Genomic DNA, 14,632 nt, shown 5'->3' with positions numbered 1-14,632 from the left:
GGCCTCGGCGTCCCGGGACCCCTCCGCGGAGGCCGATCTGCGGGCCGCGCAGGCCGTCGCCACCCCCACCGCCGGGTGGGCGCCCGCCGACATGGGAGCGCCGGCCACCTTCGTGCTGCTGCGGCACGGGGAGACGCCGCTGACTCCCCAGAAGCGGTTCTCGGGCAGTGGCGGCAGCGACCCCTCCCTCTCCGGAATCGGGCGGGAGCAGGCCCGGAAGGTCGCCGACGCGCCCGCCCTGCGTGGCACCGTCCAGGCCGTCGTCGCCTCGCCGCTCGCCCGTACCCGGGAGACCGCCGGCATCGTCGCCGACCGCCTCGGGCTCGAGGTGAGCGTGGAGGACGGGCTGCGCGAGACCGACTTCGGCGCCTGGGAGGGCCTCACCTTCGGCGAGGTCCGCGAGCGTCACCCCGACGACCTGAACGCCTGGCTCTCCTCCCCGGACGCCGAGCCCACCGGCGGTGGCGAGAGCTTCGCGGCCACCGCGGCCCGGGTCGCCGCGGCCCGCGACCGGCTGGTCTCCGCGCACGCCGGCCGCACCGTCCTGCTCGTCACCCACGTGACACCGATCAAGACGTTCGTACGGCTGGCCCTGGGCGCCCCGCCCGAGGCGCTGTTCCGCATGGAACTGTCCGCCGCCTCCCTCTCCGCCGTGGCGTACTACGCCGACGGCAACGCCAGCGTCCGCCTGTTCAACGACACCTCGCACCTGCGCTAGGCCCTCAGCTCCGACGCCTGCCGCGCCAGCCCCTCGATCCGCGCCCAGTCCCGCGCGGCCACCGCGTCCGCCGGAAGCATCCAGCTCCCGCCCACACAGCCCACGTTGGGCAGTGCGAGATAGTCCGGCGCGGTGTCGGGGCCGACGCCTCCGGTCGGACAGAACCGGGCCTGCGGCAGCGGACCGGCGAGCGACCTCAGGTACGCGGTCCCGCCCGCCGCCTGTGCCGGGAAGAACTTCATCTCCCGCACCCCCCGCTCAAGGAGCGCCACCACTTCGGAAACAGTGGACACCCCCGGCAGGTACGGCACCCCGGACGCCCGCATCGCCTCCAGCAGCACGTCCGTCCACCCCGGGCTGACCAGGAACCGCGCCCCGGCCGCCACCGCCTCGCCCACCTGCTCCGGCGTGATCACCGTCCCGGCCCCGACCACCGCCTCCGGCACCGCACCGGCGATCGCCCGGATCGCGTCGAGCGCGGCTGGTGTCCGCAGGGTCACCTCGATCGCGGGCAGCCCCCCGGCCACCAGGGCCCGCGCCAGCGGTACGGCATCGGCGGCGTCCTCGATGACGACGACGGGCACGACGGGCGCGAGATCCAGCACGGAGGAAGAGGAGGAAGAGGAGGAACGGGAAGGGAAGGGCGAGGAGGGCAGGGGTGAGCTCATGGCGTCATCCTGCCGCCCCCGCCGCATCATGCGCAAAGGTCATTGCGCATGATGCAATGCATGCCCCGTGCCCTCAGTGGACCTCGTCCACCAGCACGTCCAGCGCCCAGGCCGACCCCGCCCTGGCCGGCGCCGCCGCCTCCACCTCGTACCCGAGGTCCCGCAGTGCCTCCACCAGCCCGGCGGGGTCCTTCGGCGCCGTCCCGGCCGTCAGCAGGCTCCGTACGATCCGCCCCTTGGTCGCCTTGTTGAAGTGGCTGACCACCTTCCGGGTCGGCGCGTGCAGCATGCGTACCGTCGCCGTCCGTCCGGCCACCTCGCCCTTCGGGCGCCAGGCCGCCGCGTACGCCGCCGACCGCAGGTCGAGGACCAGCCCGTCGCCCGCGGCCTCCGGCAGCACCTCCGCCATCGGCGCACGCCAGTGCCCGCTCAGCGCCCCGAGTCCGGGCAGCTTCACGCCCATCGAGCAGCGGTAGGAGGGAATCCGGTCGGTGACCCGGACGGCGCCCCACAGCCCGGAGAAGACCAGCAGCGACTTCGCCGCCCGCCGCTTCGCCGGCGCGTCGAGGGACGCCAGGTCCAGGGCGTCGTACAGCACGCCGGTGTAGATCTCCCCGGCGGGCCGGGCACCGGCGGTGCGCAGTGCCGCGTTCTTCGCGACCTCGCCCCGCAGTCCCTCGCTCAGTCCGAGCACCTCGCGCGCCTTGTCCTCGTCGCCGGAGCACAGGTCCACCAGCTCGGCGAGCACCGTCTCCCGCGCGGCGGCCAGCCCGGGCAGCGACAGCGACTCGGGCTTCAGCGGGGCACCGCGGCCGGAAGCGGCCTTGCCTTCGGACGGCGGCAGCAGGACAAGCACAGGTACTCCTTCGATCGAACCCGTCCGTCAGGGTACGACCTGGCTCAGGTCGTCCGGCTCGGCGCCGTACCACCGTCCGCCGGGCCCTCGGCGCCACCGTCCGCCGGCCCCCCTCCAGGAGCCGGGTCCGTCGAGAAGGGCCGTCATGATCTCGCGCGCGATCCCGGTGACGTCCTCGGGGGCGTCGTGGCTGTGACCGCGGAGAGGGGTCACGGCGGAGCCGGCCCGGCGGTCAGGGCGCGTACCAGCCCGTCGGCGTCGTCCGCGTGGAAGCGCACCACGGAGACCTCGCGGCGGCCGCCGAGGAGGGTGACATGGGTGACCGGCTCGGTGAGCTCGACCGTGACGTTGGTCTGCGAGCCGATCGCCAGATCGAGCACACCGTCCGCCGCCTCGTGCGTCATCCGCAGCTCGCGCCGTACCGAGCCGATCCGCTCCCGCGGTATCCGCAGATCGACGTGGACGGCCCGCCGGACCCGCACCCCGCCCGGATCCACCACACGAGGGCGCACCACGGACGCGGCGTGCAGGGCGACGACGAAGACGACGGTGTAGACATCCAGGAAGAGCACCACCGCGTGCACGGTCGGCCAGTCGCTCAGCAGCACGGACATCGCCACCGTCTCGACCACGCACACGAACGCGAACCCGAACATCAGGGCCGCCTGCCCGTGCGCGTACCCGAACGCGGTACCGCCACCGCCGTCGCCGTGCGTACGCCGTGCCACCCACAGCCCCAGACTCACCATCAGCCGAGCCTCGTGCCGCGCCAGCGCCCAACCGGCCCGCACGGCCCGCACGGCCCGCACGGCCCTCACGACCGGCCCTCCGTGACGATCCGCAGCATCCGCCGGATCGCCTCCGCCTGGGCGGGAGCGAAGTCGGCGTAGAAGGCCCGCAGGAATCTGTCGCTCCCGTCGACGTCCGCCCCCTCCGGCACCATCCCGGCCGGCACACACGCGGCGAGCGCCCGCGCGGCCTCCTCCACCCGCGGATCGTCCGGCCCGGCCTCGGCGAGCTCGTCGAGCAGCCGGTACAAGGTGACCGCCTGCTCCACCCCGCCCGGAGCGCCGAGCACCCCGCCGATCAGCCCCGTCAGCCGCTCCCGCTCCTCGGGGGGCGCCGACGTCTCGATGAGCGCGAGGAGTTCGCGGTCCTTGGCGGCCATCGGCGAGTCCGTGAGCCGCCCCGTCTCCCGGAACAGCGCGGCCAGCCCGGGGGAGACCGGCCCCTCGGCGCTCAGTCCGTCCCCCGACTCCAGCAGGCTCCGCAGCCGCTCCCGCCGCTCCCGGATCGCCGCCTCCTGCCGCGCCAGATCCTCGTCCAGCTCCGTCAGCACCTCGAGGAGGTCCTTTCCTGCGTCGTCCGCGAGCACGTCCCGCACCTCGGCCAGCCCCAGCCCCAGCTCGGTCAGCCGCCTGACCCGAGCCAGCACGACCGCGTGCCGCAGGGTGTAGTCCCGGTACCCGTTGCCGAGCCGCTCCGGCTCCGGCAACAGCCCCAGCTGGTGGTAGTGCCGCACCGCCCGCGTGGTGACCCCGACGGCGGCGGCGAGTTCTCCGATCCGCATGCCACCAGTAGAAACGTTGACGCTGCGGCAGGGTCAAGCGACCCGAAAGGACCCGATCGGGCGAACGGCCCCGGTCCGCCCCCGGCACGGGCGGCCCGTGCGCCAGCCTGGCACGGTGATCACCTATGACCCGCTCTCGGAGCAGCTCCTCCTGGACTGGTTCGTCACCCTGGACACCCCGTACGGCTTCCGGGCGGAACTGATCGAGGGCGAACTCGTCCTCACCCCTCCGCCCGACGGGTCGCACGAGCACTGCCTCAGCGAGATCGCGCGCCAGATGTACACCCGCTCCCGGACCGACATGGCCTGCTCCGGGAACAAGGGCCTGGCCCTGGCGGCTGCGGAATCCTGCCCCCGGGACCACATGATCCCCGACGGCACCCTCGCTCCCGCCGCACTGCGTCCCTTCCGGGGAGCCGGCCCGTGGATGCCGTGTGCGGGCATCGCGATGGTGACGGACGTGACCGGTGCCGCTCCCGAGACCGACCGGCGGACGAGACCGCGCTGCTACGCCCGCGGCGGCATCCCCTTCCACCTCCTCGTCGACCGCGAAGCCTCCTCGATCACGCTGTTCAGCGACGCCGACAGAGACGGGTACCGCGAGCGGTGCACTCGCCCCCTGGGCAGATCGCTGCCGCTCCCCGCCCCCTTCGCCTTCGACCTGGACACCGCCGGCTTCCTCTGATCCCCACCGCGGCGGCTCCGGTGACGGCCACCGCGTCGCAGCCGCCCTCCCGCCCGGTACCATGGTCCACACGGCAGACGAGCCGGGCGGGCGGCCGCGTGGAGTCCCTCACGGGACTTCCCGAGGAACGTCCGGGCTCCACAGGGCAGGGTGATGGCTAACGGCCACCCGGGGTGACCCGCGGGACAGTGCCACAGAAAACAGACCGCCGGAGACCTCGGTCCCCGGTAAGGGTGAAACGGTGGTGTAAGAGACCACCAGCGCCTGAGGCGACTCAGGCGGCTAGGTAAACCCCACCCGGAGCAAGGTCAAGAGGAGCGCCGTGAAAAGCGCTCTGCGCGGACGACCGAGGGCTGCCCGCCCGAGTCCGCGGGTAGACCGCACGAGGCCGGTGGCAACACCGGCCCTAGATGGATGGCCGTCGCCCGGGGCTCCGCGAGGAACCCCGGGAACAGAACCCGGCGTACAGCCCGACTCGTCTGCCGCCCCGTATTTCCGCAGGTCAGAGGCCATGTTTACCGTCTGAACAAACTCTCGGGGTCGAATCCGGGTCGAATCTGCGCTACGGGTATCGTCGTTTCTGTCTGTCGTCGCTGTCACAATTTCGGGCATTCCGGGTGTCACATGCGGTCCGGTGTCGCTCTGTAGCAGACATCTCGGATGCGAATGCACTCGGAAGTACATGTACGAGGTGTCTTCTGGCCGGTCCGCTCTGGGCTGAGCTTGAGTATTGCGGGCCGGGTCGTGTCCGGCGGTGAAGCGGACGATGCCGGCCAGGGCGAGGCCCCGGCCGGTATGGCCGTGGTGCGTGGTGCCGGCAGAGCTCCACGAAGGGGGCTCCGGTGGTGGCCGTGGACGCAGTGTGGGTCGGGCAAGCGATCCAGGGCATCGGTCAGGCGACCAAAGGGTCGGTGTCTTGGCCGGAGGGGGCTGGGCGGTGGTCGTGGTGGCGTGACGGTGAGGATCGGGGGGCGTGTGGATGTGTTCGGGTGCTCAACGGCTCGGACGTCTTGATCATGTGGGTCTCGTTACGTCAACGCCGGAAACCGGTGCGTACTCACTCCGCCGCAGCCGTGACGTCTCGCCGCCCGACACCCGAGCGTGTCTGATCCCTGACCCCGGCGCGGAGTCAGCGGTTGTTTCCTCCTGGAGACCCTGATCGCCGCGGGATTCGCTGCGATGATCGCTGTCACGGTGGCGGGCATCCGTCGCTTCAGCCGGACGACGACGCTGTGGACGCTCGCCGTCGCTGTCGCGGGCGTGTGCGCCGTCAACGCCCTCGGCGTCTATCTCCTGGCCTCCGGCACCCCCAGGTACTGCGGCAGGTCGGCGGCATCGAGGACCTGGTGGGACCGAGCACGCCCACCCCCGTGCAGGCAGTCGGCGCGCCCGCCCGGCCGGGAGTGCAGGCTGTGGTCCTCGGAGACTCCACCGCCGCCGCGATCGGCAACGCGCCCCTGGACGACCCCACCGCCGCCGACAAGGCATGCGGGCGCAGCAAGGACGCCTACGCGGTGTATCTCGCCGCCGCCAACAACTGGAACACCCTCAACCTGGCCTGCAGCGGCGCCACCATCCGCGAGGGCCTGCTCGGCTCCCAGCAACGCGGCACCACCCGGGTGCCGCCCCAGCTCTCGGCCGCGATGGGGGCCACCAAAGCCTCGGTGATCATCGTCAGCGTCGGCGCGAACGACATCCGCTGGTCCACGCTGACCGCGCTCTGCGCCGCCGCCGACGCCTGCGACGACCGGGCGTCCACCGCCTACTTCCAGCAGCAGATCGCCGCCTTCACCAACGCCTACTACGACCTGCTCGACAACCTGGCCGCGCTGCCCCAGAACCCCCGAATCCTGATCAACGGGTACTACAACCCCTTCGGCGAGAACGTCGACTGCCTCAAGGAGCAGAACATCACCGCCGCCAAGGCCAAGGTCCTCAAGTCCCGCCTGGAGGAACTCAACTCCGTACTGCGGCAGGGTGCGCAGACCTTCAACTTCACCGCCGTCCCCCAGCACTTCGACGGCCACCGCCTCTGCAGCGACCAGCCGTTCGTCCAGGGACCGGACGCGAACGCGCCCCTGCACCCCAACGCCGCCGGCGAACTCGCCATCGCCCTCGCCGACCAGCAGGCACTCTCCCGCACCGGCACACCCACGCCCACAGCGCAGCCCACACCGTAGCCGCCACCGCACACACCAGTACCACCGCTGCCCGCCAGGCCACCAGCGCGCGGCGCAACCCGAGCGGGATCTGCGCTCTCCCGCCCAGGAACCGACGGCCATTGCCTATTCTGGTCGGGATCGGGAAGATCCGAGCGACCACTCATGGGGATGCCGCGCGGCCCGCCCGGTCCCGCGGCCCGGGGGCGGCGCATGCCGCAGACAGAGGGCGCCTGCCGTGTTCCGTACCTATCTGCTGCCCATCCAGGCAGCGGTGACCCTATTCCCCCTCATCACCGCACTGATCATGGTGCCCGCCGCTGTCCACGGCTATCGCCGGCGCGGCCGGGCCGGCGGCTGGCCGGTTGTCGTCCTCTACAGCTTCGTCTTCTACCTGCTCGCGGCTCTGCTGCAGACCGTGATGCCGCTGCCCGCGCGCACCAGCGCCTTCTGCACCACCACCCGCTACGCGCAGAGCTCGCAGCTCGAACCCTTCGACTTCTACACCCGCATCGCTTCAGCGTCCGGCGGTGACTGGTCGGTGAGCACCCTGGCCGGCCTGGCCGTGACCTGGACCACCGTGCTCAACGCGGTGCTGCTCCTGCCCCTCGGTGTCTACCTGCGCTACTACCTGCGCCTGAGGCTGCTGCCCGCGACCGCCCTGGCCTTCGCCACCTCCCTGTTCTTCGAAACGACCCAGTACACCGGCCTGTGGTTCGTCTACGCCTGCCCCTACCGGCAGTTCAACGTGGACGATCTCATCCTCAACACCACCGGCGCGGTCCTGGGCTGGCTCGCCGCCGGGCCCCTCACCCGGCTGCTCCCCGCCAACGACCCGGACCACGAGCGCGCCCGCTACGGCGGGCGCGTCACCTTCACCCGCCGCCTGCTGGCCCTTGTCACCGATCTGGCCGGGTGGCTGGTCACATGGACCCTGATCACCGGCCTCCTGGCGGTGGCCGCCGGCGTACCCACCGGCCGCCGCTACGCCTTCGTCCTCGGCAGCGCCCTCGGCCTGCTCTGGTTCTGGCTGGTGCCCGCCTTCACCGCTTCCAGCCCCGGCAAACGGGCCCTACGGCTGCGCATCGTCCGCCCAGACGGCAGCCGCGCCGGGTTCGTCCGCATCACCGTGCGCACCTGGGTCGCGTACGCTCCGCTCGCCCTGATCTGGCTCTCGGCCGCCCAGTACACCCGCGACGCCCTCCTCCCCGCCCCCGCCGGTCCACTCGTCCCCTACGCCGCAGCCCTCACCGCCACCCTCCTGTGGGGCCGGACCCCGCTGACAGCCCTGCTGCGCCGCAACAGCCCCCCACCGCACGAACGCTGGTCCGACACCGTCAACCACGCCGTCGAAGACCCCCCGCGCGACCCCGTCCTCAGCGCACCGCCGATCCTCCCGCAGACCGCTCTCCCAGCAGGGCCTGACGACCTGCCCGCCCCGGTCCCGGCCAAGCACTCGCCGCCCGACGGACACGGGCGCGGCACCGGACCGTCACAGCGACCGGACCGGCGCACCTCACAGCACTGACACCGGCGACCCGGCCTGATCGAAAGCAACCGGCACCGACCGGCACGAAGACCTCATGAGGCCGGCCACGTCGTGCCGCACGCCTCTTGCGCCGGCGCCCGGTCACGTCCCTCGGGGCCCGGCCGTCCGGCGGCACCGAGGGGACACGCGCGAGATCCGGTCAAAGCAGGGTGCCGGGGCTCTCTGGACAGGCGTCTGTCCCGGAGAGATCCTGCTTCAGGGAACGTGGCGGCACGTCCCCACCCCGAGGCGGAGGTGCCCGCAGTGGACTGGTGGGTCTGGCTCGTCGTCGTCGTGATGCTGCTCGTGGCCGGCACCGGGATCCTCGCGGGCATCCAGACCAGACGACGCCGCGGCGGCGCGATCGTCGTGCGGCGCACCCGCCCGAAAGGGAAGGGAAAAGCCGCATGAACGCGCTGATACTGGCCTCGGACATCACCAAGCGTCCTGTGGTGACGCTCGGCGGTGAAGCCGTGGCCCAGGTGAAAGACGTCGTCTTCGACGGCCACGCGGGCCGGGTCTCGGGCTTCACCCTCAGCGGCCGTGGCCTGTTCTCCGGCCCCCTGCGCCAGGCGCTGCCCTGGGAGGCCGTGACGGGCCTCGGCCCCCATGCCGTGATGATCCACGACGAGACGGCGCTGAAGTCCCGCGACGAGGTGGCCGACTCCGCCGAGGCCGCCCACGGCAACGTCCTGGGAGCAAGGGTCCTGACGGACACCGGCACAGACCTCGGCCACATCACCGACGTCGTGATCGAGGTGACAGCCGCCCAGGCACTGGTCGCGGGGTACGAGATCACCCCCGCCAAGACCCCCGGCCACCACGGGCGGACCGTGTTCATCCCCCTGGCCAGGACCATCGCCGTCTCCGGCGAAGCGCTCGTCGTCCCGGCCGCAGCGGCCGAATTCATGGCCGACGACCTCTCCGCCCTGGAAAAGGCCATCCCGGAGTTCCGCAACCGCATGAGCGGAAAAGAGGCGTGATGCTGCTCTCCGAGATCATGGACCGCCCGGTGATGGACACCGATGCGGCCCAGAGCATCGGCAAGGTCGAGGGCCTGGTCATCACAGCCCGCCCGCCCCACATCGCCGCCCTGCGCCTGAAGAAGACCAACGGCGGCGGCACCCTGCTGACCTGGCAAGACGTACACGCCATCGGCCCTGACGCGATCATGGCCCGCGCCAACGCCCGGGAAGGCACCACCGAGGACATCGCCGAGCGGGCCGCCGCATGCCGCAGCCTCCCGGGCCGACGCATCCTGTCAGAGCGCGGCACCGAGATCGGCCTCCTCCAGGACATCGACTTCGACCCCGAATCCGGCAAAGTCCTGGGCCTGCTCACCTCATCGGGCACCCTTCCGGGTCAGGGACTGCTCGGCATCGGCTCCTACGCCGTGGTCGTCCAAGAAGCCTGAGGCAACTATGCGAGGGGCCGGGACAGAAGCGAACCGTGCCCGGCCCGCACGGGGTCCACCGGCCCCGAGAACGCCTGCGCCGGGGCGGGCTGCCCATCCAGATGCTCCTGCCGAAGGGCATCGGCCAGGCATCCCGCTCTACCCGCCTGCTGACCAAGCGTTCCGGGCCGTCGTCGCTGAGAGCGGTCTGGAACGGGTCTGCCCGGTGACCCGGGCAGACCCGGAGGGGACGGTGTCGAGCAGTCGTCAGACCGGCCGGCGGGGTGCGTTCTCAGGAGATGGAGAACACCGATGCCCAGTTCTGGCTGGGTGTGCCGGCGGAGGCGGTGTTGGCGGTGACGGCCTGGCCTGCGGTGGCGTTGCCGTCCAGGACGAAGCCGGTGGCCGGGTTGGTCAGGGTGTAGGTGCCGACGGCGTTCTGGGTCACCTGCCAGCGCTGGTTGGCGGTGCCGAGATAGACGGGCTGCAGGGAGACCTGGCCGCCGGCGGTGGTCGGCGCGGTCAGGTAGAGCGGGATCAGGCAGCTGTCGTAGATCCGTGCGGTGCCGTCGTTGTTGGCGGTGAACTTCCAGCGCTGCGAGGCCCGTGAGGTGTCCAGGGCGTCGAACTCTGCCACCGAGGGGATGCTGCCGCTGCAGGTCCCGCCGCGCTGCAGGGCGACGCCGCCGCCGTTGCTGAGCGCGTGGTAGGCGTTGTCACCCACCACCGTGGGGCCGTAGTTGATGGCGTGCGTGTCCAGCGCGGTCAGCGCGGCGCCGGTGGTGGACAGCGGCGGCACGGCCGTCGGACGGACGTTCTTGAACCAGTCGGCGAAGGTCGCGGGCGTGTGCGAGGCCAGGGTGGTGATGGAGCGGTCCCAGCTGCCGTCCACCTGGTTCCACAACTGGAGCAGCGAGGCGCCGACATTGCCCTGCACGTGGTCGCCGGTCTGCCAACCCGCGGCCGCGGTGAACGGATAGGACGAGCCGTCCGGCCACACGTAGCGCTCGTCGCCCAGCAGGTAGGCGGCCACCGCGTCGGCGAAGCCCTCGGTCCAGGCGCAGGTGGCGGACGACGCCTTCTCGATGTAGTGCGGAGAGCAGTTGGTGACGTTCGGGAACGTGCCGTTGTACAACCGGTGCTGGAAGAAGTGGCCCGACTCGTGCAGCACGGTGTGCTCGGAGTCGGGGTCGGCATCGGCCAGGTGCACGGTGTTGGACAGGTCGTACCACGGGCCGTCGGAGGATCCTGCCTGCCAGCGCAGCGTCAGCGTGGTGCAGTTCGCGGCGTTCGTCTCGGCGGTCGTCCAGCACGGGGTGGTCGAGTTGGCCCGGCGTGACCAGAGCAGGTTGACGGTGTCGAAGGCGTGCCAGGCGCGGGCCGACGTGGTCGGCTTGACGGTGCCCAGGTTGACGCTCGCCGATATGTTCGACTGCGTCGGAGTGCTGTAGGTGTAGACCGTGCCTCCGGAGTTGGCCACTCGCCACACCTGGTTGTTGCGGGTGGCGAAGCGCACGTACAGGCGGTCCATCGCGGTGGTGTTGACCGGGGTGTGGCAGAGGTTGAACGAGCCGTCGGATCCACCGGTGAGCTGGGTGCCGGTGTTCAGCTTCTGGTCGGTGTCGGTCGGTCTCTCCCGGCCCCAGAGCTCGACCGAGGCATTGCGGGCGGCCCGGGTCAGGGTCGGCTTGGAGGGGCCGGCCTCGGCGGACTGGTAGTCGAACTGGAGGGTGCCGCTCAGGCATATCGGCCCAGCGGCGGAGGCGGCGCCCGCTGAGAGCGGCACGATGACGCCTGCGGCGAGCACCGCCGGCACCAGCAGGCGCAGGAGGGTGGGTAATCGGCGTGACATGCATGTCCTTCCGGAAGACGCGAGTCCGCCGACCGGCAGACCCGGGCACGGATGAGGCCGGGTCACCCCGGCCCCTGGCATATGGCGCGCCGTCAGGCGACGGAGCCATCGCCATCTGAACCGTGGGCCATCGTCGGCTCAGCGCCCCGCCGCCCACCAGCCGTCCGACAGGGGCGCATGGAGTCACAGCCGGCGGTTGTGGAGTTCGCGTGTGCGCCCGGCGCACGCTCGAACCAGCCGCGCGCCTCTCGTGTGCCGCGGTGCCCTCGCCCAGCCGGCCGTGCCGGGGCAAGGCCGGTGCGCGTGATGTCGGCTGGTGGTGTTCCAGTTGGTCGACTCGCGATGAGGAAGCGCGCCTCACCGCCGCGATCTGTGACCGTCGGTGACGTCCAGATCCGGCCGGGGCGGCCAGACGGGCCGGGGATGGCTGTCCGTGTCCGGCGCGCCGGCCCCCGAATGCGCCGTGCGGTCGAAGGCGGCGGAGTGCTCCTGCCTGGAGTTCGTGCCGTGGCCCCGGGAATTTGTGCCCGGCGCGCCGAACCGCCTGCGGTCTGTGTCGCCGGCGAGGAGCAGCGGGTCCATCATGACCACGGCCGAGGCCAGGACGAGGAAGATGACCGGGCCCAGCAGCATGGGCAGCAGCAGGGACACCGGCGTGGCCCCGTCCCCGGTGGCGGGGGCGGGGGCGTTGTGGAGGTGGACGCTGACGGCCGCCATGCCGGTGTAGTGCATGCCGGAGATGGCCACCCCCATCACCAGGCTGGCGCCGAGCGAGGCGATGAAGCTCCGGATGGACACGGCCGCCCACAGCGCGGCGATCGCGGCGCCGACGGCGATGGCCACCGACACGGCGACCGTGAGCGTGTCGTAGCGGATGCTGCCCGGCAGGTGCATCGCGTACATGCCGAGGTAGTGCATGGCGGCCACGCCCAGACCAGTGACCGCCCCGGCCGTCACCAGCGCGACGGCCCCCGCCCCCCGGTAGCCGACGGTGAACACACCGGCGCCGACCACGACGATCGCCACCGCCAGACTCAGCACGGTCAGCGCCACGTCGTAGCGGATGGGCGCCTCCTCGACCTGGAAGCCGGTCATGGCGATGAAGTGCATCGTCCAGATGCCGCAGCCGATGCACGCCGCCCCCAGGGCCAGCCATCCCGGCTTCCAGCCCTGCCTGTAGTGCACGCACCGCACCACGCACCGCAGCCCCAGCGCACTGCCCAGCACAGCCATCAGATACCCGGCGACCGGCGTCACCGCACCGTAGCTGAAACCGTCGATTGTGCCGCTCATGATCCCCCACAGATGTACATATCCCGGGGGAAACCCTCATTCATCCAGCAGGGCGGCGGAAGGCTCGACAGACAAAAATAGGTGAACGTTACACTAATGTGACAGTTGAGTGCCGCTCGACAAACGACTCCGGGGGACCGCGGGAACGAACACGGTGGCCGCCCCGGGAGTGTCTCCGGAGCGGGCCCCCAGGCTGCCACTGCCTGGAATCGGTCACCGGCATCACCGTCTCCACCCACCTGCTCGACGAGCTCCCCTCCACGGTCGAGGACATGGCTGCACGGGGTCAGGGCGAGACCACACGCCGAGCCGGGACCGACGCGACTGCCACCGCACCGTCCCGGTCATCGCCACCCGGGCCAGAGCGGAACAGGCCTGCTGGCGAACAGCCTGCCCGACCGCTTCACGCCCCCCGGCGACAGGGGCACCCCCGGCCCCAAGACCCACTGTGAAGGGCAACGCACCAAGGAGACCGTAGACGGCCAGGCGGCCGTCTACGGACGAACGCGCCCGGCGAGGACGCCTCCTCGGCCCGCTCTGCGCCACGGCCCGCCGCCTGGCCGAACGACGCCCTCCCCCTCGGCGACCTCACCCCGGCCGCCACGCACGCTGACCCGCCGGCCGACAGCACGACGGTCCAGCTCGCCACGGCCGGACTGAACTCCGCGAGTCTGCTCGATGTCCGGCCCGCAGCCGCGAGAGACGCCGCAGAGGCGGGTGCCTGCGGGCACCCGCCAGTCATATGCGCCCCTGTGCCCCATATTCGCCTTATCGAGTGGTTTAGAGAAGTTCATCGCCTATCCGCTGATCGCCGCCGTGACGATGTCCGACGAGAGGACTCCGTTTCCCGGGGACCTCCAAAGATGAAAGGACATACGCATGCGAGGCAAGCAGGCGATCGGCGCGGGCGCTCTGGCGCTGGCCCTGGTATCCGGAGCCGGCTGGGCGGCCCAGGCCACCACCAGCGAGTCCGCCACCCGCCAGGCCGCCGCGTCCACGGCACCGGCACGGGCCGCCGCAGTGGACGGCTATCAGATCGTCCGGCTCCCCAACGCCGACGTGCCCAACTTCCAGCGCCGGACCATCTACTGCCCGGCGGGCAAGCAGGTCATCGGCGGAGGCGCCGAAGCCCGGGGCAACCGCGCCATCCTGGTCGGCAGTTTCCCCACCGACGACGGACGAGGCTGGATCGCACTCGGCCGCCAGGACGGCTACTCCACCGTCGGCATCAGCGTGTACGCGATCTGCGCCAACCCCTGACCGACAGCCCCTGACACGGGGGTGGTTCCGGCTGCCTGCCAGCTGGAACCACCCCCCGCTGCTGTACCCCCTTTGGGGGTGAAAGCTGCTACTGACGTCGGCGCGGATGTGGGACAGGGCACCGGTCAGGCGGTCGGCGGTGGCGGGGTCGGTCGGCGCACCGTCGAGCTGGTCCACGGCCGTGGTGACGACCGGGTCGCCGGGTACGAGCGTCTCCTGGTTGATCGGGACGTAGCCGGTGGCTTTGCCGACCGCCTGCTGTGACGCGGGCGCGTCAGGAAGTCGACGACCTCCCTGAGGTTGCGGCTTGCGCTGTCACTCTTCCGGGGATGTGGTGCGAGGTGTCGGTGGGTTGTGAGGCGGCGTCGAGCGGGGCGGGTGCCGCCGGGGCCGCACGGTGGCGTTGGTGGGGTGTGGTGTGTGCCGGTGACGGTCTGGCCTTCGCAGCAGCAGGGCCCAGTTCCGCAGCGTCTCCGGGTTGATCCCCAGATCGGCTGCGACCGACCTGATCGTCGCTTCGGGCCGCGACTCGTACAGCGCGACCGCGTCCGCCTTGAACTCCGGCGGATAGTTCTTCATGACCACGAGATGTCCGTCCTCAGATCCTCAGGATCCAGTGTCTCGTGTGTCCAACATCCGGGGTCAAGGTC

15 protein-coding genes and 1 other RNA gene are annotated in these 14,632 nt (G+C 71.4%); 9 read left to right on the top strand and 7 right to left on the bottom strand.

What is annotated here, in order from left to right; genetic code table 11:
* Nucleotides 1-718: histidine phosphatase family protein (locus tag B9S61_RS28285; protein WP_181007580.1), on the top strand; the 718-nt coding region annotated here is incomplete at its 5' end.
* Here B9S61_RS28285 and B9S61_RS28280 read toward each other — a convergent pair.
* The 4 genes from B9S61_RS28280 to B9S61_RS28260 form a co-directional block, all read right to left on the bottom strand.
* On the bottom strand, nt 715-1,386 hold the full coding sequence (locus B9S61_RS28280) for a bifunctional 4-hydroxy-2-oxoglutarate aldolase/2-dehydro-3-deoxy-phosphogluconate aldolase (protein ID WP_103544773.1): 672 nt from the start codon (nt 1,384-1,386) through the stop codon (nt 715-717). The genes B9S61_RS28285 and B9S61_RS28280 overlap by 4 nt on opposite strands.
* A gap of 73 nt (nt 1,387-1,459) precedes the next feature.
* Nucleotides 1,460-2,242 carry a peroxide stress protein YaaA gene (yaaA, locus tag B9S61_RS28275; protein ID WP_103544772.1) on the bottom strand — a complete coding sequence of 261 codons (783 nt, stop codon included), beginning with the start codon at nt 2,240-2,242 and terminating at the stop codon, nt 1,460-1,462.
* Between the two features lie 209 nt (nt 2,243-2,451).
* Nucleotides 2,452-3,051 carry a hypothetical protein gene (locus B9S61_RS28265; protein WP_374936250.1) on the bottom strand — a complete coding sequence of 200 codons (600 nt, stop codon included), beginning with the start codon at nt 3,049-3,051 and terminating at the stop codon, nt 2,452-2,454.
* Between the two features lie 5 nt (nt 3,052-3,056).
* Nucleotides 3,057-3,812, bottom strand: coding sequence for a MerR family transcriptional regulator (locus B9S61_RS28260; RefSeq protein ID WP_103544770.1), 756 nt, complete (start codon nt 3,810-3,812; stop codon nt 3,057-3,059).
* A 118-nt stretch (nt 3,813-3,930) separates the two neighbouring features.
* On the opposite strand from B9S61_RS28260, the gene B9S61_RS28255 reads away from it, so the two are divergent.
* From B9S61_RS28255 to B9S61_RS28230, 7 genes are all read left to right on the top strand, one after another.
* Complete coding sequence (locus B9S61_RS28255) at nt 3,931-4,497, top strand: Uma2 family endonuclease (protein ID WP_258039896.1); 567 nt, start codon at nt 3,931-3,933, stop codon at nt 4,495-4,497.
* A gap of 78 nt (nt 4,498-4,575) precedes the next feature.
* Nucleotides 4,576-4,979: RNase P RNA component class A (gene rnpB / locus B9S61_RS28250), an RNA gene on the top strand.
* Nucleotides 4,980-5,843: 864 nt separating this feature from the next.
* The gene (locus B9S61_RS28245) at nt 5,844-6,677 is read left to right on the top strand and encodes an SGNH/GDSL hydrolase family protein (protein ID WP_181007579.1); all 834 of its coding nucleotides are present in this window, start codon (nt 5,844-5,846) and stop codon (nt 6,675-6,677) included.
* Between the two features lie 253 nt (nt 6,678-6,930).
* Nucleotides 6,931-8,184 carry a VanZ family protein gene (locus B9S61_RS28240; RefSeq protein WP_258039895.1) on the top strand — a complete coding sequence of 418 codons (1,254 nt, stop codon included), beginning with the start codon at nt 6,931-6,933 and terminating at the stop codon, nt 8,182-8,184.
* A 264-nt stretch (nt 8,185-8,448) separates the two neighbouring features.
* Nucleotides 8,449-8,595 carry a hypothetical protein gene (locus tag B9S61_RS41125; RefSeq protein WP_181007578.1) on the top strand — a complete coding sequence of 49 codons (147 nt, stop codon included), beginning with the start codon at nt 8,449-8,451 and terminating at the stop codon, nt 8,593-8,595.
* Complete coding sequence (locus B9S61_RS28235) at nt 8,592-9,167, top strand: PRC-barrel domain-containing protein (protein ID WP_103544766.1); 576 nt, start codon at nt 8,592-8,594, stop codon at nt 9,165-9,167. The genes B9S61_RS41125 and B9S61_RS28235 overlap by 4 nt, the downstream gene beginning before the upstream one ends.
* A complete protein-coding gene (locus B9S61_RS28230) occupies nt 9,167-9,598 on the top strand; it encodes a PRC-barrel domain-containing protein (protein ID WP_103544765.1) in 432 nt (143 codons plus the stop codon). The genes B9S61_RS28235 and B9S61_RS28230 overlap by 1 nt, the downstream gene beginning before the upstream one ends.
* Nucleotides 9,599-9,869: 271 nt before the next feature.
* On the opposite strand, the gene B9S61_RS41120 is transcribed toward B9S61_RS28230, so the two are convergent.
* Entirely contained in the window at nt 9,870-11,429 is a 1,560-nt protein-coding gene (locus tag B9S61_RS41120) for an RICIN domain-containing protein (RefSeq protein WP_181007577.1), read from the bottom strand.
* Between the two features lie 357 nt (nt 11,430-11,786).
* A complete protein-coding gene (locus B9S61_RS28220; RefSeq protein WP_103544764.1) occupies nt 11,787-12,722 on the bottom strand; it encodes an MHYT domain-containing protein in 936 nt (311 codons plus the stop codon).
* Nucleotides 12,723-13,601: 879 nt separating this feature from the next.
* Between B9S61_RS28220 and B9S61_RS28215 the strand changes: the two genes are divergently transcribed.
* Nucleotides 13,602-13,982: a hypothetical protein gene (locus tag B9S61_RS28215; protein ID WP_103544763.1), complete on the top strand. Its 381-nt coding sequence runs from the start codon at nt 13,602-13,604 to the stop codon at nt 13,980-13,982.
* A gap of 315 nt (nt 13,983-14,297) precedes the next feature.
* Here B9S61_RS28215 and B9S61_RS28210 read toward each other — a convergent pair whose 3' ends face one another.
* A complete protein-coding gene (locus B9S61_RS28210; protein WP_103544762.1) occupies nt 14,298-14,561 on the bottom strand; it encodes a transposase in 264 nt (87 codons plus the stop codon).
* Between the last annotated feature and the right edge of the window lie 71 nt (nt 14,562-14,632).

The organism is Streptomyces sp. SM1, from assembly GCF_002910825.1.
Classification (GTDB): Bacteria; Actinomycetota; Actinomycetes; order Streptomycetales; family Streptomycetaceae; genus Streptomyces; species Streptomyces okerensis.
The sequence above is the reverse complement of the archived record's forward strand: the minus strand, read 5'-3'. Positions and strand labels throughout refer to the sequence as shown.

Coding starts and splice junctions, on each gene's coding strand:
- B9S61_RS28220 (WP_103544764.1), bottom strand. CDS start 12,722: ATGAGCGGCACAATCGACGGTTTCAGCTACGGTGCGGTGACGCCGGTC.
- B9S61_RS41120 (WP_181007577.1), bottom strand. CDS start 11,429: ATGTCACGCCGATTACCCACCCTCCTGCGCCTGCTGGTGCCGGCGGTG.
- B9S61_RS28230 (WP_103544765.1), top strand. CDS start 9,167: ATGCTGCTCTCCGAGATCATGGACCGCCCGGTGATGGACACCGATGCG.
- B9S61_RS28260 (WP_103544770.1), bottom strand. CDS start 3,812: ATGCGGATCGGAGAACTCGCCGCCGCCGTCGGGGTCACCACGCGGGCG.
- B9S61_RS28210 (WP_103544762.1), bottom strand. CDS start 14,561: ATGAAGAACTATCCGCCGGAGTTCAAGGCGGACGCGGTCGCGCTGTAC.
- B9S61_RS28215 (WP_103544763.1), top strand. CDS start 13,602: ATGCGAGGCAAGCAGGCGATCGGCGCGGGCGCTCTGGCGCTGGCCCTG.
- B9S61_RS28280 (WP_103544773.1), bottom strand. CDS start 1,386: ATGAGCTCACCCCTGCCCTCCTCGCCCTTCCCTTCCCGTTCCTCCTCT.
- B9S61_RS28235 (WP_103544766.1), top strand. CDS start 8,592: ATGAACGCGCTGATACTGGCCTCGGACATCACCAAGCGTCCTGTGGTG.